This is a genomic window from Kitasatospora sp. NPDC086791, assembly GCF_040685975.1.
Taxonomy (GTDB): Bacteria; Actinomycetota; Actinomycetes; order Streptomycetales; family Streptomycetaceae; genus Kitasatospora.
Window position 1 is genome coordinate 16,240 of the sequence record NZ_JBFBOC010000019.1, and the last position, 17,954, is coordinate 34,193.

Sequence of the window (17,954 nt, forward strand, 5' to 3'; positions counted from 1 at the left end):
GTCGCAATCGACTTCCGCCCCTGTCTCTCGGAGCGCCGGGCTCGGATCGAACGAACCCCTCCCACTGAAAGTGGGCGTGCTACCACTGCACCACCGACGCCTGTCCGGCGTTCCCCGACCACTTTCGCGATCGTGTCCTGCCGACGGGGAATAAGTTACCAGCTCATGATCGGATGAGGAAAATCGGGCGGACCGCCCCCGTCGGCCGGCGGGGACGTCCGCGGGCGGAGGGAGCGGGGAACGTGAGTGGGGCGGGGACGGCGAGTGTGTTCCGGGGCGAGGGGGTGCCCGCGAAGGAACGGTTCGACTGCTGGCGGGAGCTGGTCGGAAGGACCCGGGACAGCGAGATGACCAGCGTTCACGCCGACGACTTCCAGGCGGAGATGCGACGCCTGGAGCTCGGACCGGTGACGCTCCTGCGGTCGTCGTTCCCGCCCGCGCGGTTCCGGCGCACCGCCGACCGGGTGCGGCGCTCCGACCCCGGGGTCTACCACCTGACCCTGGTGCTCGACGGGGGCCTGTCGCTGACCCGCGACGAGCGCGATCCGACGGCCGTGTTCGGCCCGGGCGAGCTGTACGTCCTCGACAGCTCGCAGCCGTACGACGTACGGGGCCTGGGCGCACGCGCGACCGCCCGGGGCCCCCGCCGGGTCGAAGCGGTGGGCGTCGACTTCCCGGTGTCCGCGCTGCCGCTGCCGCCGCACCGCCTGCGCACCGTGATGGGCCGGGCGTTCTCCGGGCGCGAGGGCACCAGCGCGCTGCTCACGGACTTCGTGGTCGGCCTCGACCGGCAGGCCGCCCTCCTCGGACCGGCCGAGACCCCCCGGCTGGGAACGGTCGTGGTCGACCTGGTGGCCGCCTGGCTGGCCCGGGAACTCGACGCCGAGGGCGCGCTGCCGGACGACGGCCGCCGGCGCGCCATCGTGGAGAACGTCCGCGGCTTCATCCGGCGCAACCTCCACGACCCCGAACTGACGCCGCCCGCCGTCGCCCACGCCCACCACATCTCCGTCAGCTACCTGCACCGCCTCTTCACCCAGGACGCCCAGGGCGAGACGGTCGCCGCCTGGATCCGCCGCCAGCGGCTGGAGAAGGCCCACCGCGACCTGGCGGACCCGGCGCTGCGCACCGTGCCGGTCCACGCCCTCGCCACCCGCTGCGGCATCCCCCGCCCCTCCGACTTCAGCCGCGCCTTCCGGGCCGCGTACGGGCTCTCGCCCAGCGAGCACCGCCGCCGGGCGCTGTCCGGGCCGGCGGACGGGTAGCCGCGGCGCGGGCCGGCGGGCGTGGGCCCGACGGGGGCGCGGGCCGGCGGGGTGGCCGCGCGGCGGCGGGTCGACGCGGTGCCAAGGAACTGTCCACGCAGTGCCAACACCGCCGGAGCGCGCCCTGGCATCCTCCACGGTGGACACCGACGGCCCGGCACGCCACGGGGGAGCGTGCCGGGCCGTCGGTCACACGGCGGTCCGTGCGGGGTCAGACGTAACTGACCCAGCCGCGCAGGGCGGTGGTGTTCGGCGGGCAGTACACCCGCACGTTCTGGAAGGTGGTGTACGGGCCGGCCGTCCGCGTGGTGCCGTTCGAACAGCTCACGTTCACCCACCACTTGGTGGTGCCGGTGGCCGAACAGGAGATGGTGAAGTACTGCTGGGTACCGTCGCTGCCGAAGCTGCCGGTGCTGCAGTTGACGCTCAGCACGGCGGCGGGCGAGGCGGTCTGCGCCTGGGCGGCCGGGGCCGCGATCCCCAGGGTCGCGGCGGCGGCCGCCGTCACGAGGAAGCCGGCGATCCTGTTCCTGGTCCGGGTGCTCACAGTGAATCCGCCCTCGGTGTCGGAGTGGGTGGGGTGGGGTGCCGTCGCGCCCTGGTGCCGGGCCGTCGTGCCGGGTCGCCGACCCGGTCCGTCGGCGCTGCGGTGACTCTAGGGATCCGCCCGCTCCGGCCGCGTACGGCGGCGGGAAATGCACCGCACCGGCCCGGGGCAGCGCGTTCTCCCCCGGCCGCCCGGACTCCCGGGGCGCGCGGTGGCCTCGGGACGGGCGGGGCGCCGCGCCGGGCCCCGGAACGGCCGGAAACGACCGCTGCCGAGGTGGGGGCCCTCCGGACGCCTCGCCCGGGTGTTCCGGGGTCAGCCGCCCGGGGTCAGCCGGCCGGGGCCGGCGGCCTGGTCGCGGGCGGGCGGGCGTCGCCGTCCTCCCTGGCCCAGGCGCCGATGCCGAGGCGGCCGGTGGTGCCCAGGTCGAGTTCCGGGGTGACCGTCACGGGGGCCGCGTCCGGGGTGGCGCGGACCCGGAGGTAGGGGGCGTTCACCGGGGCGCCGTCCCCGGTGGTGTTGCGCCACACCAGGGTGGCGCGGGCGCCCTCGCCCGGGCGCAGCGCGATCCGCTGCGGCGGGTTGTCCGCGCCGGTGCCGGTGGCGATCTCGGCGCCGCCGGAGAGCAGCCGTACGCCGTCGACGGGCCGGTGGTCCTGGTCGAGCGGCTGCAGGACCGGGTAGCCGTCGAGGGTCACCGTGGCCGTGCCGCAGTTGCGCAGGTGCAGGCCGACCACGCGCAGGCCCATCGCGGCGTCGCCCTGGTCCGCGTACAGCCGCAGGCCGGACGCCGGGCAGGGGCCGGCGGGCCGCGGGGCCTCGGCGGTGGGCACGCTGCGGACCTGGGCGATCTTCACCTGGGGCCGGGCGGGCGGCCGGGCCGGGCCGGCCGGGGGCAGGTCGATCCGCCGTTTCTCGGTGGCGCCCGGGGCGAGCGCGGTGACGGTGTGCGTCACGTCGTCCAGCGCGGCCCCGGCCGCCGCGAGGAGGCCGAACACCACCGTGACGTCGGAGGGTTCGGGGTCCGGGTTGGTCACCTCGTACTCCGCGCAGGCCGGGCCGACGGCGGTGATCCGCACCCCGCGCTGGGCGAGTCCGGACGGGGCCCGGGCGCCGGTGGGCGAGGGCAGCGACGCCCCGCACGGGCCGGCGGTGCCGGATGCCGTCGGGGTGCCGTCCGCTCCGGCGGCTCCGGCCGGGGCGGTCGTGCCGGTCGTTGGGGAGCCGCAGCCGGTGAGCAGCGTGACGGCGGCCGTGACGGCCGCGGCGGCGACGAGGGCGGTCGGCCGGCGGGCCGTCAGGAGGGCCGGGTGGTTGTCGAACTGACGCATCGGCCGAGTCGATCACGCTGCGCACCCGAACGGCTGTGAGCCGGGCCACTCCCCGTGCAACAGGTCGGCTGTGATCCGGGCGGCGCGCGAGGGCGCCGCCCGGCCGACGTCGCCGGGTTTCCCCCGGCGCGGCGCGCTAGGACCGGTAGCGGTAGCGGATCCGGCCGCGGGTGAGGTCGTAGGGGCTGAGCTCCACGAGCACCCGGTCATGCGGGAGGATCTTGATGTGGTTCTTGCGGACCTTGCCGCTGATGTGGGCGAGCACGATGTGCCCGTTGGGCAGCTCCACCCTGAAGGTGGCGTTGCGCAGGCACTCGGTGACGGTGCCTTCGACTTCGATTCCGTCTGCTGTCTTGGTCATGTCCCTCACCTCTCCGTTCGGTGGTGGGTCGTCGGTGGCGTCGGTGTCGTGAGTGGTGTCGGTGGCGTCAGTGTCGGACGAGTTCGAGGGTGGCGCCCGCGCAGCGGGCTCCGATCCCCTCGAGGAGCGCGGTGGCGGCCGGGTTGGACTCCGCCACGTCGGCCCAGGCCCAGGCGGTGCCGTCGCGGTGCATCGATTCCAGCGCGTGGGCCAGCAGGGCGCGGGCGATGCCGCGGCGCTGGTGGTCGGCGCGGACGGCGAGCAGCCCGATCCGCGGCCGGCCGGCCGGGGCGACCCGCAGCAGCCCGACGTAGTCGCCGTCCTGCCGCGCCACCGCGTACCGGGCCGGGTCGACCACCGTGGTGCGGGCCGGGCGGGGCAGCACCTGGGCCGGCATCGCCGGCCAGCCGATGCCGGCCTCGACCTCCGCGTGGATGATCCGGTCCAGGGCGCGCAGCGGTCCCTCCTCCGCCCGGCCGGCGGGCACGATGGTCACGCCCGCCGGGGGCCGCACCGGCCCGAGGCCGGTGGCCCGCGGGTCGGTGGGGATCCGGTAGCCCCGCTCGCGGCGGACGGTCGTGAAACCGGCCCGCTGCCAGGCGGCCGTGGTGTCCTGGTCGGCCTCGTCGGTGACGGTGTGCAGTGGTTCGGGCAGGTCGGCCGAGAGCGCCGCGGCGAGGCGGTCGAAGACCGCGTCGTGCCACGCGTCGACGCTGACGAAGAGCCGGCCGTCGGGCCGGCGCGAGGCGTCGCCGGAGCCGACCACGCGGTCGTCGTCCACGGCGTGCCACTGGGTGTCCGAGATCCGGGTGACCACGACCGCGGGGTCGTCGGCGCCCGGGGCGGGGTGCTCGGAGTTCGGATGGGCGGGGTTCATGGGTGTTGCCTTTCGGGAGTGCCTGGTCTGCGGCGCTCCCGGGGCGACACCTGTATCAACCGCCCACCGTGACGGAAAGGGGGAGCACCCACACGGATACCGCCTTCATGGGTCTCACCTCCTCGCGTTCTCTCACGGCTGCGCAGACCGTAGCAGCTGCGGGCGCGCGGGCCCAACCGATTTACGGCCGGCACCCCGATCCGTCCCACACCCGGGACGGATCGGGCCCGGGACGGATCGGGCCCGGGGACGGTTCAGGCCTGGGGCGGTTCAGGCCTGGGGCGGGCGACCGCCTTCGCGGTACCGGCCGACCAGGTCCTGTTCCGCGTCCCGCAGGTAGGCGGACATCGCGTTGGCCGCCTTCACGTGAGCGCCCGCGTCCAGGAGTTCGAGGATCCTCTTGTTGCGGGCCCCGTAGACGACGTGGAACTCGCGCAGGTCGGGCATCGCGTAGAAGACGAGGCGCAGTTCGGCGAGCACCCGGTCCATCAGCGCGTTCAGGCGGCGGCTGCCGGCCAGGGCCGTGAGCTCCTGGTGGAAGCGGAGGTTGGCGGTGCCCAGCACCCGCCAGTCGGCGCCTTCCCCGGCCGCCTCGGTGGCCTCGACGGCGGCGCGGACCTGACCGAGGTCGACCGTGCGGCCCTTGAGGTCCCTGATCACGGCCGGCTGGACGACGCGGCGCAGCCGGTACAGGTCGACCACGTCGGCCACGGTCAGCCGGCGGACGAACACGCCCTGGTTGAGCCGGTGTTCGACGAGTCCTTCGTGGGTCAGCAGGCGGAACGCCTCGCGCAGGGTGTTGCGGGAGACCTTCAGGCCCGCGCTGATCCGGTCCTCCGGCAGCCGGACGTCGGGCAGGTGCTTGCCCTCGGCGATCCGCTTGCGGAGGATCCCCGCGACGTGCTCGGCCTTGCTGCTCCAGCCCAGCACCGCGAGTTCCTCGGCCCAGTCCTCGATGTCGCCGTCCATGGCCCTCCCCTTCCCGCCCGTCCGTTCGTGTCGCTTTTTCGTACCACGCGGGCTGACGCCCGGTCAGGGGGTTCGGCGAGAAATTCATTTGTTCAACGAGTCACGCGTTGACCGCCCCTCTTACCGAGAGAGCAGATCCGGCGTCCCGATTCCTTGTGGAGCACCGCTCCCCCTGCCACTGTCGAGTCAACGGTCTTACCTCAGAAGGGGGTTGGCAGGACTATGGCGCATTCACGTTCGAACCGGACCCGTACGGCGCGGACCCGTTCGGGCCGCAACCACGACCACCGCCGGCCTCCGCGCGGCGGCCCCGACCGCGTATCGATCACGGCGGCGCTGTCCGCGGTGCTGGTGGACGCGGGCCTGGACCTGCCGCCGCTCCTGCGGCTCGCGGCGGCGATCGGCGCCATGGTGCTGACGCTGGGCGGCCGGCTGATCGAGGCCGGTCCGCTGTCCCTGCACGCCGGGCGCTACCGCTGCGCCGGTGGCCGCGGGGTGAGCGTGTCGGTGGTCCGGCACCGGCGGCCGGTCCGTCACCTGGGGGTGGGCGTGCAGCTGGGCGGGCGCGGCTTCGGCGTGGCCGCCGCGCTCGGCCCCCTCCCGCCCGGGACGGACCTGCCCGTGCTGCTCGGTTCCGTCCGCCGCCGCCCGCCCTCCGGCCGGCGCCCCTCGCGCACCGACGCACCCGCCACGCCCGCCACGCCCGACGTACCCGACACCCCCGGTCCACGGCCGGAACGCCCGGCCGGAGCCCGCCGCCCGGCCGCACCATCCGACGAAGGAGAGTCCGACCGATGACCACCGACACCCCCGCCCTGCGCGTCCTGCGCTACGGCAGCCGCGCCCTCCTGGTCGAGGTCGCCGACCTCGACCAGGTCGCCCGGCTGCACACCGCCCTGCGCCACCGGCCGCCGGCCGGCGTCCACGAGCTCGTTCCCGCCGCCCGCACCGTGCTGCTGCGCTACGACCCCGGCGTCACCGACCACCGCCGCCTCACCGAGGCCCTGCGCGCCCTCGACCTGCGCGCCGCCCCGACGGCCGGGGCCGAGGCGGTGGAGATCCCGGTCCGCTACGACGGCGAGGACCTGCCGGAGGTCGCCCGGCTGTGCGGCCTGACGGTCCCGCAGGTCGTCGCGCGGCACAGCGCCGCCACCTACCGGGTGGCCTTCTGCGGCTTCGCGCCCGGCTTCGCCTACCTCACCGGGATCGACCCCGTGCTGCGGCTGCCGCGGCGCGCCGTTCCCCGCACCCGGGTCCCGGCCGGCGCCGTCGCCGTCGCCGACGAGTTCACCGGCGTCTACCCGCGCCCCTCCCCCGGCGGCTGGCACCTGCTCGGCACCACCGGCCTGACCCTGTGGGCCCCGGACGCCGACCCGCCCGCCCTGCTCGCCCCCGGCACCGTCGTCCGGTTCCGGCCCGTCGCCGCTGTCACCACCGCCACCACCGTCACCACCCAGGAGGACGAACTGTGACCGCCCACCGCACCCGCCGCAGCGCCCCCGCCCGCTCGCTGCGGGTGGTCCGTCCGGGCTTCGGCGCCACCGTCCAGGACCTGGGCCGCCCCGGCCACGCCGCGCTCGGGGTCAGCCCGTCCGGCGCCGCGGACCGCCGCAGCCTGCGCCTGGCCAACCGCCTGGTCGGCAACCAGGAGGGGGCCGCCGGCGTCGAGGCCCCGCTGGGCGGCCTGGTCCTGGAGGTCGACCACCACGCCACCGTCGCCCTCACCGGCGCGCCCTGCCCCGCGCACGTCGACGGCCGCGCGGTGGACCTGAACGCCCCCGTCCGGCTGGAACCCGGCCGGCGCCTGACCGTCGGCACCCCTCGCGAAGGGCTGCGCGTCTACCTCGCCGTCCGCGGCGGCATCGATCTGCCGCCCGTCCTCGGCTCCCGCTCCACCGACACGCTCGCCGGGCTCGGACCCGCGCGGCTCGCCGCCGGTGACCTCCTGCCCGTCGGCGACCTCACCGACGGCTGGCCGGCCGCCGACTTCGCCCCGCAGCGCGCGCTGCCCGCCGAACCGGTCCTGCGCATCCTGCCCGGCCCCCGGGACGACTGGTTCACCCCCGAGGCCCTCGCCCTCCTGTGCGGGCGGCCCTACACCGTCACCGACCACAGCGACCGGGTGGGGATGCGGCTGTCCGGCCCCGCGCTGGAACGCGCCCGCACCGGCGAGCTGCCCTCCGAGGCCGCGGTGCCCGGCGCCCTGCAGGTGCCGCCCAACGGGCAGCCGATCCTCTTCCTCACCGACCACCCGGTCACCGGCGGGTACCCCGTCATCGCCACCGTCCACGAGGACGACCTCTGCCACGCGGCCCAGGCCGGCCCGGGCCGTCGGCTGCGCTTCCGCCCGGCGTGAACGCCCGCGACTCGGGCCGGCCCGGGGCCGGACGCGGGTACGGGCCGGGCGGGGCAGGCCGCCGGGCACCGCCGATGTCCCGCAGTGTGAGACGCCACGTCCCACCCCGGCGGGTTTCTGCCAGCATGCGGGGCATGCAGCAGCAGCTGATTACCAGCGGCAGCGTGCCGGCACCACGCCGGGAGGAGTGACCATCCCCGGCCCTCCGCCCGCACGCAGACCTCTCGCACTCCGCGAGGGGTCTTTCTGCTTTCCCGGCCCCGCCAGTCCCACCCTCAGACAGGACCGCCGCCATGGAACTCGCCCGGCTCACCGTCACCCTGCGCCCCACCACCGGGACGCTGGCCCGGCTCGCCTCCGTCCTCAACAACCACCGGGTCCTGGACCTCGCCTTCAGCGCCGCGGCGCCGGCCTCGGCCCGGGCCGTCGTCCGCGTCCCGCGCCCCGAGGCCGTACGCGTCCAGCAGAAGCTGCGCCGGATGGTGGACGTGCTCGACGTGGCCGTGGACCCGGCCGCCCCCGACGCAGTCGCCGGCCCGCAGCACCCCGTCCCCACCCCCGCCCCCACCCCCCGGCCCGTCGAGCCGGCCGCCGTGTGAACAACGGCGTCGACCCGCGCCGCGCGGCGGTCACGCGGCGCTGCGGGCGTGGTCGGTGATGTTGCGGGCCATGGCGTCGAAGACCAGGCCGTGGAAAGGCGCCATCGACCACCAGTAGGCGTGACCCGCCAGGCCGTGCGGGTGGAACAGGGCACGCTGGCGGTACCGCGTACCGCCGCTCCCGTCCGGGGTGACCCGCAGTTCGAGCCAGGCCAGACCGGGCAGACGCATCTCGGCCCGCAGGCGCAGCAGGCGGCCGGGTTCGATCTCCTCGACCCGCCAGAAGTCGAGGGCGTCGCCGACCCGCAGGTGCTGGCGGTCGCGGCGGCCGCGGCGCAGGCCGACGCCGCCGGCGAGGCGGTCGAGGGTGCCGCGCAGGGCCCAGGCGTAGGGCAGGGAGTACCAGCCGTTGTCGCCGCCGATGCCCTCGACGACCCGCCACACGGCTGCGGGGTCGGTGGCGACGTGTCGTTCGCGCAGGTCCTGGTAGAGGCTGCCGCCGGCCCAGTCGGGGTCGGTGGGCAGCGGGTCGCTGGGGGCGCCGGGCAGGGAGGCGGAGGACCAGCGGGTGGTGACCCGGGCGTCGCGGATGCGGCGCAGGGCGAGTTCGACGGCGCGGTCGAAGCCGGTGAGGCCGCCGGGCGGGTCGGGGATCCAGCGGGCGATGTCGTGCTCGTGGCAGACCACCTCGTGGCGCAGGGACTCCACCAGCGGGCGGGCGAGCGGGCCGGGGACGGGGGTGACCAGGCCGACCCAGAGGCTGGACAGGGCCGGGGAGAGGACGGGTACGGGCACGATCACCCGCCGGGGCAGGCCGGCCGTGCGGGCGTAGCGGCGCATCATCGTGCGGTAGGTCAGGACGTCCGGTCCGCCGATGTCGAAGGGGCGGTCGACCTCGGGCGGCAGGGCCGCGGCGCCGACCAGGTAGGACAGCACGTCGCGGACGGCGATGGGCTGGATGCGGGTGTTGACCCAGCGGGGGGTGACCATGACGGGCAGGCGTTCGGTGAGGTAGCGGAGCATCTCGAAGGAGGCGGAGCCGGAGCCGATGATGACGGCGGCCCGCAGTTCGACGGTGGGCACGCCGGCGGAGCGCAGGACCCGGCCGACCTCGGCGCGCGAGCGCAGGTGCGGGGAGAGTTCGGCCTCGGGGACGCCGGCGGGCAGCAGTCCGCTGAGGTAGACGATCCGGGCGACCCCGGCCGCGGCGGCGGCGCGGGCGAAGGCGCGGGCGGCGCGCCGGTCGGTGTCCTCGAAGTCCGCGCCGGTGCCGAGCGAGTGGACCAGGTAGTAGGCGACGTCGATGCCGTCGAAGGCACCGGCCAGGGTCTCGGGCCGGGTGACGTCGCCGGTGACGGCCTCGACCTCGGCGCGCCACGGCTGGTCGCGCAGCCGTCCGGGGTCGCGGGCCAGGCAGCGCACCCGGTACCCGGCGGCGAGGAGTTCGGGCACCAGTCGGCCGCCGATGTAGCCGGTGGCTCCGGTGACCAGGCAGTGCCGCCCGGTCGGGGCTCGCTCGTCCACTGTCGGTTCCTTTCCTGCGGCTGCGCCGGGGGTTCCCTCCGGGCGGGGTGTCCTTCCGGGCGGGGTGTCGTCCTTCCGGGGCGGGGGCTCCGCCCCGGGGTGGACCGTCAGCGCAGCAGTCGTTCCAGCTGGTCGAGGGCGGTGGCCAGGTCGCGGGGTCTCAGGGTGCCCGGGGGGCGGCGCGGGCCGGCCCAGCCGGGGCCGGCGGTCAGCACGACGGGCCCGGTGCGCGCGCCGTGCGGGCCCCAGGTGGTCCGGGCGACGCGGTGGGCCAGCGCCCGGTCGGCGGTGCGGGCGGCCTGGGACCAGAGCAGGACGGCGGGCGGTCCGGTGCGGCGCACCGCTTCCAGGAGCGCTTCGGGGGGCAGGGCGGGGCCGAACATGCGGAAGGCCAGGCCGCGTTCGGCCAGGCCGGCGGCGACGGCCTCCAGCGGCAGGGAGTGCAGTTCGGTGGGCGTGCCGGCGAGCAGCGCGGCCGGGCCGGGCGGACGGCCGGCGCGGTCGTCGGCGCGGTCGGCGGCCCGGCGCAGGGCGGCGGCGACGTGCCAGGACAGCAGGTGTTCCACCTCGACGCAGCGTTCGCCCTCGGCGGCCCACTTGCGTCCGGCCGCCCGCAGGGCCGGGGTCATGACCTCGGTCCAGGCGGTGACCGCGCCGAGGTCGTCGATGCTGCGGCGCAGGATGCGGGCCATCTCGGGGGCGTCGAGGCGTACGGCGGCGCGGGCCAGCCCCCGGCACTCGGGGCGCACGGTGCCCACCGGCAGGATGTTGCCGCCGGGGGCGGGCACGGCCGGTGACGGCAGCGGCGGCGTGCCGGGGGCGGCGGGGCGGGCGGCCACGGCCAGGGCGACGCGCGCGGCCTCGGCGGGGGTGACGCCGCGGGCGGTGAGGCGGCACATCTCCTCCAGCACGGCCACGTCGTGCGGCTCCCACCGGCGGTGCCGCCCGGGGTCGCGGTGGGCCGGGCCGATGCCGTAGCGGCTCTCCCAGGAGCGGATGGTGGTGGGCGACACGCCGAGCCGGCGGGCGAGGGCTCCGGTGGTCAGCGCGGCGGCCGCGGCGGCGGGGGCGGGGGCGGTCACGGCCGTGAGCCTACGGCGGGGCGCGGCGGCGCGCCCGGCGGACGCGCGTACCGGCGGGGCGTGGTCGGCGGGGGCGGCGGGGTGTCGCCGAGGTGGTCGCGCAGGTGCCGCAGGGCGTCGTGGATGCGGGTCTTGACGGTGCCCAGGGGAGCGCCGATCCGGGCGGCGGCCTGGGCCTGGGCGCAGCCGCCGAAGTAGACCAGCAGCAGGCACTCGCGCTGGGCCTCGCTCAGCACGGCCAGGGCGCGCCGGACGCGGTCGCGTTCCAGGGCGTCCTCGACGCGGTCGGCGACCTCGTCGAAGTCCGGGGTGTGGTCGCGCCGGGCGGCGGCGCGGTCGCGGTCGGCGGCGGCCCGGGCGGAGCGGACCCGGTCGACGGCGCGCCGGTGGGCCAGGGTGAGCACCCAGGGCAGGACCTCGCCGCGCTCGGGCCGGTAGCGCGGTGCCTCCCGCCAGACCTGCCAGAACACCTCCTGGGCCACCTCCTCGGCCTGGGCGCGGTCGCGCAGCACCCGCAGGACCAGGGCGAGGACGGGGGCGGCGGGGGCGCCGTAGAGGTCCTCGAAGGCCCGTTCGTCGCCGTGGGCGGTGCGGGCCGTCAGCGCGCGCAGTCCGGCCCGTCCGTCGCCGGTGTCCTCGGCCCCGCCGGCCCGCGCGGCACCGCCGGTCCGGGCAGCACCGGACGCCCCGGGAGCAGCGGGCACCCCGGAGGCAGCGGGTGCCCCGGGAGCGCCGGAGGTCTTGGCGGCGGCACTCCCGCCGGGTGGCCGGTCGATCGTCGCCTGCACACTCCGACCGTCGCGCAGCAGCGGTCCGCACCGGTATTCGCAGCGCTTGCGCAGCGTTTTCGCCCTGGCCCGGCGGCGCCCTGCGATCGGCAGCCCCGGAGGTCATCCGTGTCCCCCGCCGCTCGCCCCGTGCCCCTGCTCGATGCGCTACCGGGCCCGGAGCAAGGCCGCGGCGCCGGCCGAGCTGCGCGCGCTGATCGACCGGCACGCGCCCTGGCTGCGGGTCAGGTACGCGTGCTGACCCGGGCCCGCCCGGCGGCGCCCCGGTGCGGTGCCCCGGTGGCCGTCACGGCGCGCCCGCCCCGAGCAGGGCGCGGGCGGCGGCCAGGCCGGAGCGGCAGCCGTCCTCGTGGGAGCCCCAGCCGTGGTGGGCGCCGGCGAACGCGGTGCGCCCGGTGGTGAGCCCGGGCAGCAGGCGCTGGGCGGCGACGGTCTCGGCGGTGTGGACGGGGTGCTCGTGGACGGTGCGGGAGATCACCAGGTGCTCGGGGACGGGGTCGTGCGGCGACTCGTTGCGGGTGACCAGGTAGTCCTCGGAGGTGTCCAGGCGCAGCAGCCGGTTGAGGTGGTGGCTGATCCGGGCGGCGCCGGCCGGGGCGGCGCAGTGCGGCATGCGGTAGTTCCAGGAGCCGCGGGCCCAGTGGGCGCGGGGCAGGACGGAGGGGTCGCGGTGCAGGACGGTGGGGGTGCGGGTGTGGCGGAACGCCGCGAGGACCTCGCGTTCGGCGCGGGTGGGGTCGGCGAGCAGGCGCAGGGCCTGGTCGGCGTGGGTGGCGATGACGACGGCGTCGGCTTCGGCGCGGCGGCCGTCGTCGGTGGTGAGGGTGACGCCGTCGAGGTGGCGGCGGACGGCTCGGACGGGGGTGCGGCGGTGGACGGCGGTGAGGTGGTCGGCGATCCGCCGCACGTACGCGGCGGATCCGCCGGTGACGGTGCGCCAGGCCGGCGGGCGGGCGTCGGAGAGCAGGCCGTGGTGGTCCAGGAGGGCGAACAGGTGGCGGGCGGGGTGGTCGCCGGCCGGTTCGGGGGCGCGGGGCGGGGCCGCGGCGGCGAGCGGGATCAGGTAGTGGTGGAGGAAGTAGCCGGAGAAGCACTCGTCCAGGAGGAAGTCGCGCAGGGTGGGGTCGCCGGCGCCGGGGGTGGCGAGCAGGCGGCGGGCGCGGGCCCGGAAGCGCGGGATGTCGGCGAGCAGGCGCAGGTAGCGCGGGCGCAGGTGGGGGGCGGGGCGGGCGAGGAGTCCGGTGGGGCCGTCGGTGCCGGCGTAGGCGAGGCCGCAGCCGTCGCAGTGCACGGAGATGCTGGGGTCGGCGTCGCGGGTGTGGACGCCGAGGTCGCGCAGCAGGCGGGCCAGGTGCGGGCTGGTGCGCTCGTCGTGGACCAGGGAGCCGGTGTCCAGGGCGAGTCGGCGGCCGTCGGGGGTGGGGACGGGCTGGGTGTGGGCGTGGCCGCCGAGCCGTGCGCCGGCTTCGAAGAGTTCGACCTCGGCGCCGGCGCGCCGTAGTTCCCAGGCCGCGGTGAGGCCGGCCACGCCCGCGCCGACGACGGCGATCCGGCGGCCTTCGGGGGTCCTGCGCGGGGTGCGCGGGGCGGGCGGGGCGGCGGGCGGGGCGGTGCTGGGTGTGGTCAACGGGGGTTCCCTCCCGGTCGGCCCGGTGCGGTGCGCTCGGTGCGGTGGCGGTGCGGCTGGGCGGCGCCCGCGGGGGCCGCATCCGGTGTTCGGAGCGGGCCGGGCGGCGGATTGGGGGCGCTTCCCGGTTCCGCGCGCCGGGGCGTGGAGCCGGGCGGCAGGGACTGATACAGCGTCAGTTCTGTTCGGTGGAAGGCCTGTTGGCCTGGTGGACACGCCGCGGCCGCCCGGTCGGAGGGTGGCTCCGGCGGGCGGCCGTGGGCGGGTTCGGACGGTGGCGGGGCCGGGCGGCGGGTCAGTAGCGCAGGACGGCGGCGATCCGGCCGCTGTCGGCGAGGGTGTCGTCCGGGACGAAGCTGACCCGGGCGCCGGTGTCGAGGGCGCGCTCGATGACCTCGTCGACGATGTCCTCGCGGGCGCCGGGCCGGCCGGCCTCGGCGGGGACGAGGTGCTCGCCGTCGTCGCGGACGGTGGCGCGGTAGTTCTCCTCGACCACCAGCCGGTCGACGCGGCCGTCGCCGGCGGCCTGCCAGACCTCGTCCAGGCCGGCGGCGAACCCCTGCCGGCCGCGGGCCTTGTCGAGCAGCGCGAGCGCGTCGGCGACCTCGCGCTCGGCCTGGGCGCGCACGGCGGGCTCGACCACCTGACGGACGGTCTCGGCGCCGGCCTGGGCGAGGCCGCCGTGCGGGATCTGCGCGGTGGCCTGCTGGGCGATCGGGCCGACGGCGTCCAGCAGGGCGAGCGCGGCGGCCTCGCCGACCACGTAGAGCGGGCGCGGGTCGGCGGCGAGCACCTTGGCGATCCCGGCGTCGGCCTGCCGCAGGAAGGTCTTGGTCTCCTCGTCGCGGAAGGTGCTGGGCGTGTCGCCGATCTGCTCCTGCCGCTCGGGGTCGGGGTTGTCGAAGACGCGCACCAGCGGGAAGCCGTCGCCGGTCTCCTCGACGACCCGTTCCCCGGTGCCGCCCCACAGCGCCACCCGGTCGGCGGCGATCGCGACCACCCAGTGGGGGCGCTCGGCGGCGTGCGCGGCGACCAGGTTGCGGGTGAGGAAGGTGTCGGACAGGACCACCCGGGCGGGGGCGGTGCGCCCGAGTGACCAGACCTGGTGCTCGCCGGGCGCGGCGAGGATCGCCAGGCCGTCCTCCGCGTGCACCAGGTCGACCTCGCCCAGGGCCCGGTCGAGCTGCTCCAGCACGTCGATCCGCTCGGCGCGGGAGACCGCGGGGTCGGCCTGGACCTTCTCCTTCGCCTCGGCCACCAGGTTGCGCAGCCGGACCGGGTCCTGCGCGTTGTCCGGCTCCCGGCGGTGGGTGGGCATCAGGATCGACACCACCGGGTAGGGCCGGGGCCGGCGCAGCTCGGCGAGGACGGCGGGGCTGAGGGCGGGGTGCATGGAGACCCTTTCCGAAGGCGGTTCGGCCTTCTGTGCGTGGACGCGCGGAGCCTGGCGCTGCTCCCCCCAAATGCCCTCAATGTACAGATCTGCGGCTTTTCCGGCGCGCGAGGAACGGACCGCCCCGCGGGGCCCGCGGGGCCCGGACGTACGGCGTCCCGCCGGTGCCGCCCGGGCGGGGGCGGGCGGCACCGGCGGGACGCGGCGGTGGCTCGGGCCCGCGGGTCGGGCCCGGGGGCGGGAGCGGAGGGCCGGAACGGGGCGGCGGGTCAGAACTGCACGTCGGTGCAGGAGTAGAAGGCGTTGCCGGTGTCGGCGATCTCCCAGACGGCGACGATCACCTGGTGGCCGGTGCGGCCGGTGGGCAGGGTCGCGGTGTGGGTGGTGGTGGCGGCGGGCTGGCGGCCGTTGTAGGGGACGGTCAGGAACGGGGTCAGGTCCAGGGCGGCCCGGGTGATCGGCCGGGAGGCGTTGTAGCCGGGCTTGGTGAGGTAGTACGTGAAGTTCGTGGTGGCGTGCCGGGCCTCGATCTCCCAGGTGAAGGTGAGCCGTTGGCCGGCCGTCACCCTGGTGGTGGGCCAGGCGCCGCCGCGCGGGTCGTCCAGCGGGGCCCAGCGGGCGTCCCCGCCGGCGCAGATGGTGCCGTCGGCCGGGCCGCGGCCCGGGAAGCCCTTGGGGCCCTCGACGCTCTGCGGCTCCCACTGGATGTCGCCGCAGTCCCACGGGACGGCGTCGGCGCCGCAGAGCGCGGAGCGGCTCGGCGGCTGGTTGATGAAGCCGTGCGACTGGGCCGGCAGGGCCGTCGCGATCGGCAGGACGATCGCGGCCGCGGCGGCCGCGATCAGGTGGCGTGTGCGCATGGTGCTCCTCCGTGGGGGTGGATGGAGTGTGCGCCCGGCGCGGGGCGTGCGCGTGGGGTGCGCGTGGGGCCCTGCCATGGGGTGGCATGCCCGCGCCAGACCGGTTGCGGACACCGTAGGAGCCGCCTTCCCGTGCGTCAATGGTCTGAACCAGTGCCCGACTCCGGGGAAAATACTTGCACGAGCTTTATATAGGCTCTAGCCGATATTTCAATTCATGGCTTATCCTGGCTGGAGTACATCCGCATCCGGAAGGAGGCCGGGCCCCATGACCGCCACGGACCCCGCGCTCACCGCCCTCGCCAGCGGCTGGGGCGCACTGTCCCTCCTGCACGGCCGGATCGAGTCGCACATCGAGCGCGCCCTGCAGTCCAAGCACGACCTGAGCGTGCGGGAGTACTCGCTGCTCGACGTGCTCAGCCGCCAGCACGACGGCGAGGGCGGACACCTGCAGATGAAGCAGGTCGCCGACGCCGTCGTGCTCAGCCAGAGCGCCACGACCCGCCTGGTCACCCGACTGGAGGACCGCGGGCTGCTGCTGCGCTACCTGTGCCCGACCGACCGCCGCGGGATCTACACCAACGTGAGCGAGGACGGCCTGAAGCTCCTGGAGGAGGCCCGGCCGACCAACGACGCCGCCCTGCGGCAGGCGCTCGACGAGGCCGCCCGGAACCCCGAGCTGGCCTCGCTGGTCCAGGCCGTCGAGGCCGTGGACGCCGCCTCGCCCCGCCCCTGACCCCGGGCGGCCCGCGGCCGCTCCCCCATCCACCCCCACCGGGCCCGACCCGCCCCCGCCGCCCCGCGGCGCGGACGAGTCGGGCCCGGTCGCGCTCCCCGGCACCCCGGCACCCCGGCACCCATGCGCGCCCTCCCACCAGACCCCATGGCGCACGCCCCCTGTCGGCGTTTGCACTTATCGAGCGCCTGCAACTATTGTGAAAGCACACTAGGCGCTCGTTCAAGCAGCCACCAGAAGGGATGGGCCCATGCCCCTCGCTCTCCTCGCCCTGGCCATCGGCGCGTTCGGGATCGGGACCACCGAGTTCGTGATCATGGGCCTGCTGCCCCAGATCGCCGGCGACTACGGCGTCTCCATCCCCAACGCGGGCCTGCTGGTCAGCGGCTACGCCCTCGGCGTCGTCCTCGGCGCGCCGCTGATGACCGCCCTCGGCACCCGGATCAGCCGCAAGACCATGCTGATGCTGCTGATGGGCCTGTTCGCGGTCGGCAACCTGCTCTCCGCGTTCGCGCCGACCTTCCCGCTGATGCTGGCCGGACGCATCGTCACCTCGCTGGCCCACGGCGCCTTCTTCGGCATCGGCTCCGTCGTCGCCGCAGACCTGGTCGCCCCCGGGAAGAAGGCCGGCGCCATCGCCACCATGTTCACCGGGATGACCGTCGCCAACATCGTCGGCGTGCCGCTGGGCACCTTCATCGGCCAGGCCGTCGGCTGGCGCACCACCTTCGGCATCGTCGCCGCGCTCGGCGTGGTCGGCCTGCTCGGCATCGCCGGGCTGGTGCCCGCGATGCCGCGCCCCGAGGGCGCCCACCTGCGCCGCGAGCTGACCGCCTTCCGCAACCCGCAGGTGCTGCTGGCGATGGCGATGACCGTGCTCGGCTTCGGCGGGGTCTTCGCCGCGATCACCTACATCGCCCCGATGATGACCGACGTCGCCGGCTACTCCGAGGGCGCGGTCACCTGGCTGCTGGTGCTGTTCGGCGTCGGGATGTTCCTCGGCAACCTGCTCGGCGGCAGGTACGCCGACCGCAAGCTGATGCCGCTGCTCTACGTCACCCTCGGCGGCCTGGCCGTCGTGCTGGCGCTGTTCACCCTCACCGCGCACGACAGGATCCTGGCCGCCGTCACCATTCCGCTCGTCGGCGCCCTCGGCTTCGCCACCGTCCCCCCGCTGCAGAAGCGGGTGCTCGACCAGGCCCACGGCGCGCCCACCCTGGCCTCCGCCGTCAACATCGGGGCGTTCAACCTCGGCAACGCGCTGGCCGCCTGGCTCGGCGGGACCGTCATCGCCGCCGGCCTCGGCTACACCGCCCCGAACTGGGTCGGCGCCGCCCTCGCCGCCGCCGCGCTGCTGCTCGCCTTCTGGTCCGCCGCCCTGGAGCGCCGCGACCGGGCCCGCGCCGCCGTCACGCCGGCCCCGGCCCCCCGCGCCGCCGCCCTGCAGCACCACTGACCACCGCCCGGCCCGCGCGCGGATCGTCACCCCGGGGGCCGGGGCCGGCTTCCCGGGCCGGGGCACGGCCTCCCCTCGCCCGTACCGGGCAATTTCCGCCGCGTCCCGCGGCCGGTCGCGCGCGGCGGGGCCCGGATGTGGCAGGCAGGAGGACGGCGGCCCTGCCCGAACCGGGCGCACCGG

The 17,954-nt window shown here is 76.5% G+C and carries 18 protein-coding genes and 1 tRNA gene; 7 read left to right on the forward strand and 12 right to left on the reverse strand.

Features of this window, described 5'->3' with window-relative positions; genetic code table 11:
* Positions 1 to 31: 31 nt before the first annotated feature.
* A tRNA-Glu gene (locus tag AB0Q99_RS23225) sits at positions 32 to 100 on the reverse strand.
* 184 nt (positions 101 to 284) lie between these two features.
* On the opposite strand from AB0Q99_RS23225, the gene AB0Q99_RS23230 reads away from it, so the two are divergent.
* A complete protein-coding gene (locus tag AB0Q99_RS23230; RefSeq protein ID WP_363574924.1) occupies positions 285 to 1,265 on the forward strand; it encodes an AraC family transcriptional regulator in 981 nt (326 codons plus the stop codon).
* A 211-nt stretch (positions 1,266 to 1,476) separates the two neighbouring features.
* Here AB0Q99_RS23230 and AB0Q99_RS23235 read toward each other — a convergent pair whose 3' ends face one another.
* The 5 genes from AB0Q99_RS23235 to AB0Q99_RS23255 form a co-directional block, all read right to left on the reverse strand.
* Positions 1,477 to 1,812, reverse strand: a complete 336-nt coding sequence (locus AB0Q99_RS23235) for a hypothetical protein (RefSeq protein ID WP_363574711.1) — start codon at positions 1,810 to 1,812, stop codon at positions 1,477 to 1,479.
* Positions 1,813 to 2,141: 329 nt separating this feature from the next.
* Positions 2,142 to 3,143 carry a DUF4232 domain-containing protein gene (locus AB0Q99_RS23240; RefSeq protein ID WP_363574713.1) on the reverse strand — a complete coding sequence of 334 codons (1,002 nt, stop codon included), beginning with the start codon at positions 3,141 to 3,143 and terminating at the stop codon, positions 2,142 to 2,144.
* A gap of 136 nt (positions 3,144 to 3,279) precedes the next feature.
* A complete protein-coding gene (infA, locus tag AB0Q99_RS23245) occupies positions 3,280 to 3,504 on the reverse strand; it encodes a translation initiation factor IF-1 (RefSeq protein ID WP_363574715.1) in 225 nt (74 codons plus the stop codon).
* 67 nt (positions 3,505 to 3,571) lie between these two features.
* Positions 3,572 to 4,381: a GNAT family N-acetyltransferase gene (locus AB0Q99_RS23250; protein ID WP_363574716.1), complete on the reverse strand. Its 810-nt coding sequence runs from the start codon at positions 4,379 to 4,381 to the stop codon at positions 3,572 to 3,574.
* A 270-nt stretch (positions 4,382 to 4,651) separates the two neighbouring features.
* Positions 4,652 to 5,350 carry a GntR family transcriptional regulator gene (locus AB0Q99_RS23255; RefSeq protein WP_363574717.1) on the reverse strand — a complete coding sequence of 233 codons (699 nt, stop codon included), beginning with the start codon at positions 5,348 to 5,350 and terminating at the stop codon, positions 4,652 to 4,654.
* Positions 5,351 to 5,572: 222 nt separating this feature from the next.
* On the opposite strand from AB0Q99_RS23255, the gene AB0Q99_RS23260 reads away from it, so the two are divergent.
* The 4 genes from AB0Q99_RS23260 to AB0Q99_RS23275 all read left to right on the forward strand — a co-directional run bounded on the left by AB0Q99_RS23260 (position 5,573) and on the right by AB0Q99_RS23275 (position 8,305).
* On the forward strand, positions 5,573 to 6,148 hold the full coding sequence (locus AB0Q99_RS23260; protein WP_363574718.1) for a hypothetical protein: 576 nt from the start codon (positions 5,573 to 5,575) through the stop codon (positions 6,146 to 6,148).
* Positions 6,145 to 6,822 carry an allophanate hydrolase subunit 1 gene (locus tag AB0Q99_RS23265; RefSeq protein ID WP_363574720.1) on the forward strand — a complete coding sequence of 226 codons (678 nt, stop codon included), beginning with the start codon at positions 6,145 to 6,147 and terminating at the stop codon, positions 6,820 to 6,822. The genes AB0Q99_RS23260 and AB0Q99_RS23265 overlap by 4 nt, the downstream gene beginning before the upstream one ends.
* Positions 6,819 to 7,706 carry a biotin-dependent carboxyltransferase family protein gene (locus AB0Q99_RS23270; RefSeq protein ID WP_363574722.1) on the forward strand — a complete coding sequence of 296 codons (888 nt, stop codon included), beginning with the start codon at positions 6,819 to 6,821 and terminating at the stop codon, positions 7,704 to 7,706. Before AB0Q99_RS23265 ends, AB0Q99_RS23270 begins: the two co-directional genes overlap by 4 nt.
* A gap of 293 nt (positions 7,707 to 7,999) precedes the next feature.
* Positions 8,000 to 8,305 carry a hypothetical protein gene (locus AB0Q99_RS23275; protein WP_363574724.1) on the forward strand — a complete coding sequence of 102 codons (306 nt, stop codon included), beginning with the start codon at positions 8,000 to 8,002 and terminating at the stop codon, positions 8,303 to 8,305.
* A 30-nt stretch (positions 8,306 to 8,335) separates the two neighbouring features.
* Here the strand turns inward: AB0Q99_RS23275 and AB0Q99_RS23280 are convergent, their stop codons facing one another.
* The 6 genes from AB0Q99_RS23280 to AB0Q99_RS23305 form a co-directional block, all read right to left on the reverse strand.
* Positions 8,336 to 9,829: an SDR family oxidoreductase gene (locus tag AB0Q99_RS23280; RefSeq protein ID WP_363574725.1), complete on the reverse strand. Its 1,494-nt coding sequence runs from the start codon at positions 9,827 to 9,829 to the stop codon at positions 8,336 to 8,338.
* A gap of 107 nt (positions 9,830 to 9,936) precedes the next feature.
* Positions 9,937 to 10,911 carry a MerR family transcriptional regulator gene (locus AB0Q99_RS23285; protein ID WP_363574727.1) on the reverse strand — a complete coding sequence of 325 codons (975 nt, stop codon included), beginning with the start codon at positions 10,909 to 10,911 and terminating at the stop codon, positions 9,937 to 9,939.
* Positions 10,908 to 11,699 (reverse strand): sigma-70 family RNA polymerase sigma factor, encoded by a 792-nt coding sequence (locus tag AB0Q99_RS23290; protein WP_363574729.1) that lies wholly within the window; start codon positions 11,697 to 11,699, stop codon positions 10,908 to 10,910. Before AB0Q99_RS23290 ends, AB0Q99_RS23285 begins: the two co-directional genes overlap by 4 nt.
* A 286-nt stretch (positions 11,700 to 11,985) precedes the next feature.
* The gene (locus tag AB0Q99_RS23295; RefSeq protein WP_363574926.1) at positions 11,986 to 13,248 is read right to left on the reverse strand and encodes an FAD-dependent oxidoreductase; all 1,263 of its coding nucleotides are present in this window, start codon (positions 13,246 to 13,248) and stop codon (positions 11,986 to 11,988) included.
* Positions 13,249 to 13,621: 373 nt separating this feature from the next.
* Positions 13,622 to 14,719 (reverse strand): chemotaxis protein, encoded by a 1,098-nt coding sequence (locus AB0Q99_RS23300; RefSeq protein ID WP_363574730.1) that lies wholly within the window; start codon positions 14,717 to 14,719, stop codon positions 13,622 to 13,624.
* Between the two features lie 269 nt (positions 14,720 to 14,988).
* Positions 14,989 to 15,579, reverse strand: coding sequence for a lytic polysaccharide monooxygenase (locus AB0Q99_RS23305; protein ID WP_363574732.1), 591 nt, complete (start codon positions 15,577 to 15,579; stop codon positions 14,989 to 14,991).
* A 268-nt stretch (positions 15,580 to 15,847) separates the two neighbouring features.
* Between AB0Q99_RS23305 and AB0Q99_RS23310 the strand changes: the two genes are divergently transcribed.
* Together AB0Q99_RS23310 and AB0Q99_RS23315 are read left to right on the forward strand one after the other, a co-directional pair.
* On the forward strand, positions 15,848 to 16,315 hold the full coding sequence (locus AB0Q99_RS23310; protein ID WP_363574734.1) for a MarR family transcriptional regulator: 468 nt from the start codon (positions 15,848 to 15,850) through the stop codon (positions 16,313 to 16,315).
* A gap of 250 nt (positions 16,316 to 16,565) precedes the next feature.
* A complete protein-coding gene (locus tag AB0Q99_RS23315; RefSeq protein WP_363574736.1) occupies positions 16,566 to 17,771 on the forward strand; it encodes an MFS transporter in 1,206 nt (401 codons plus the stop codon).
* The last annotated feature ends 183 nt before the right edge of the window (positions 17,772 to 17,954 follow it).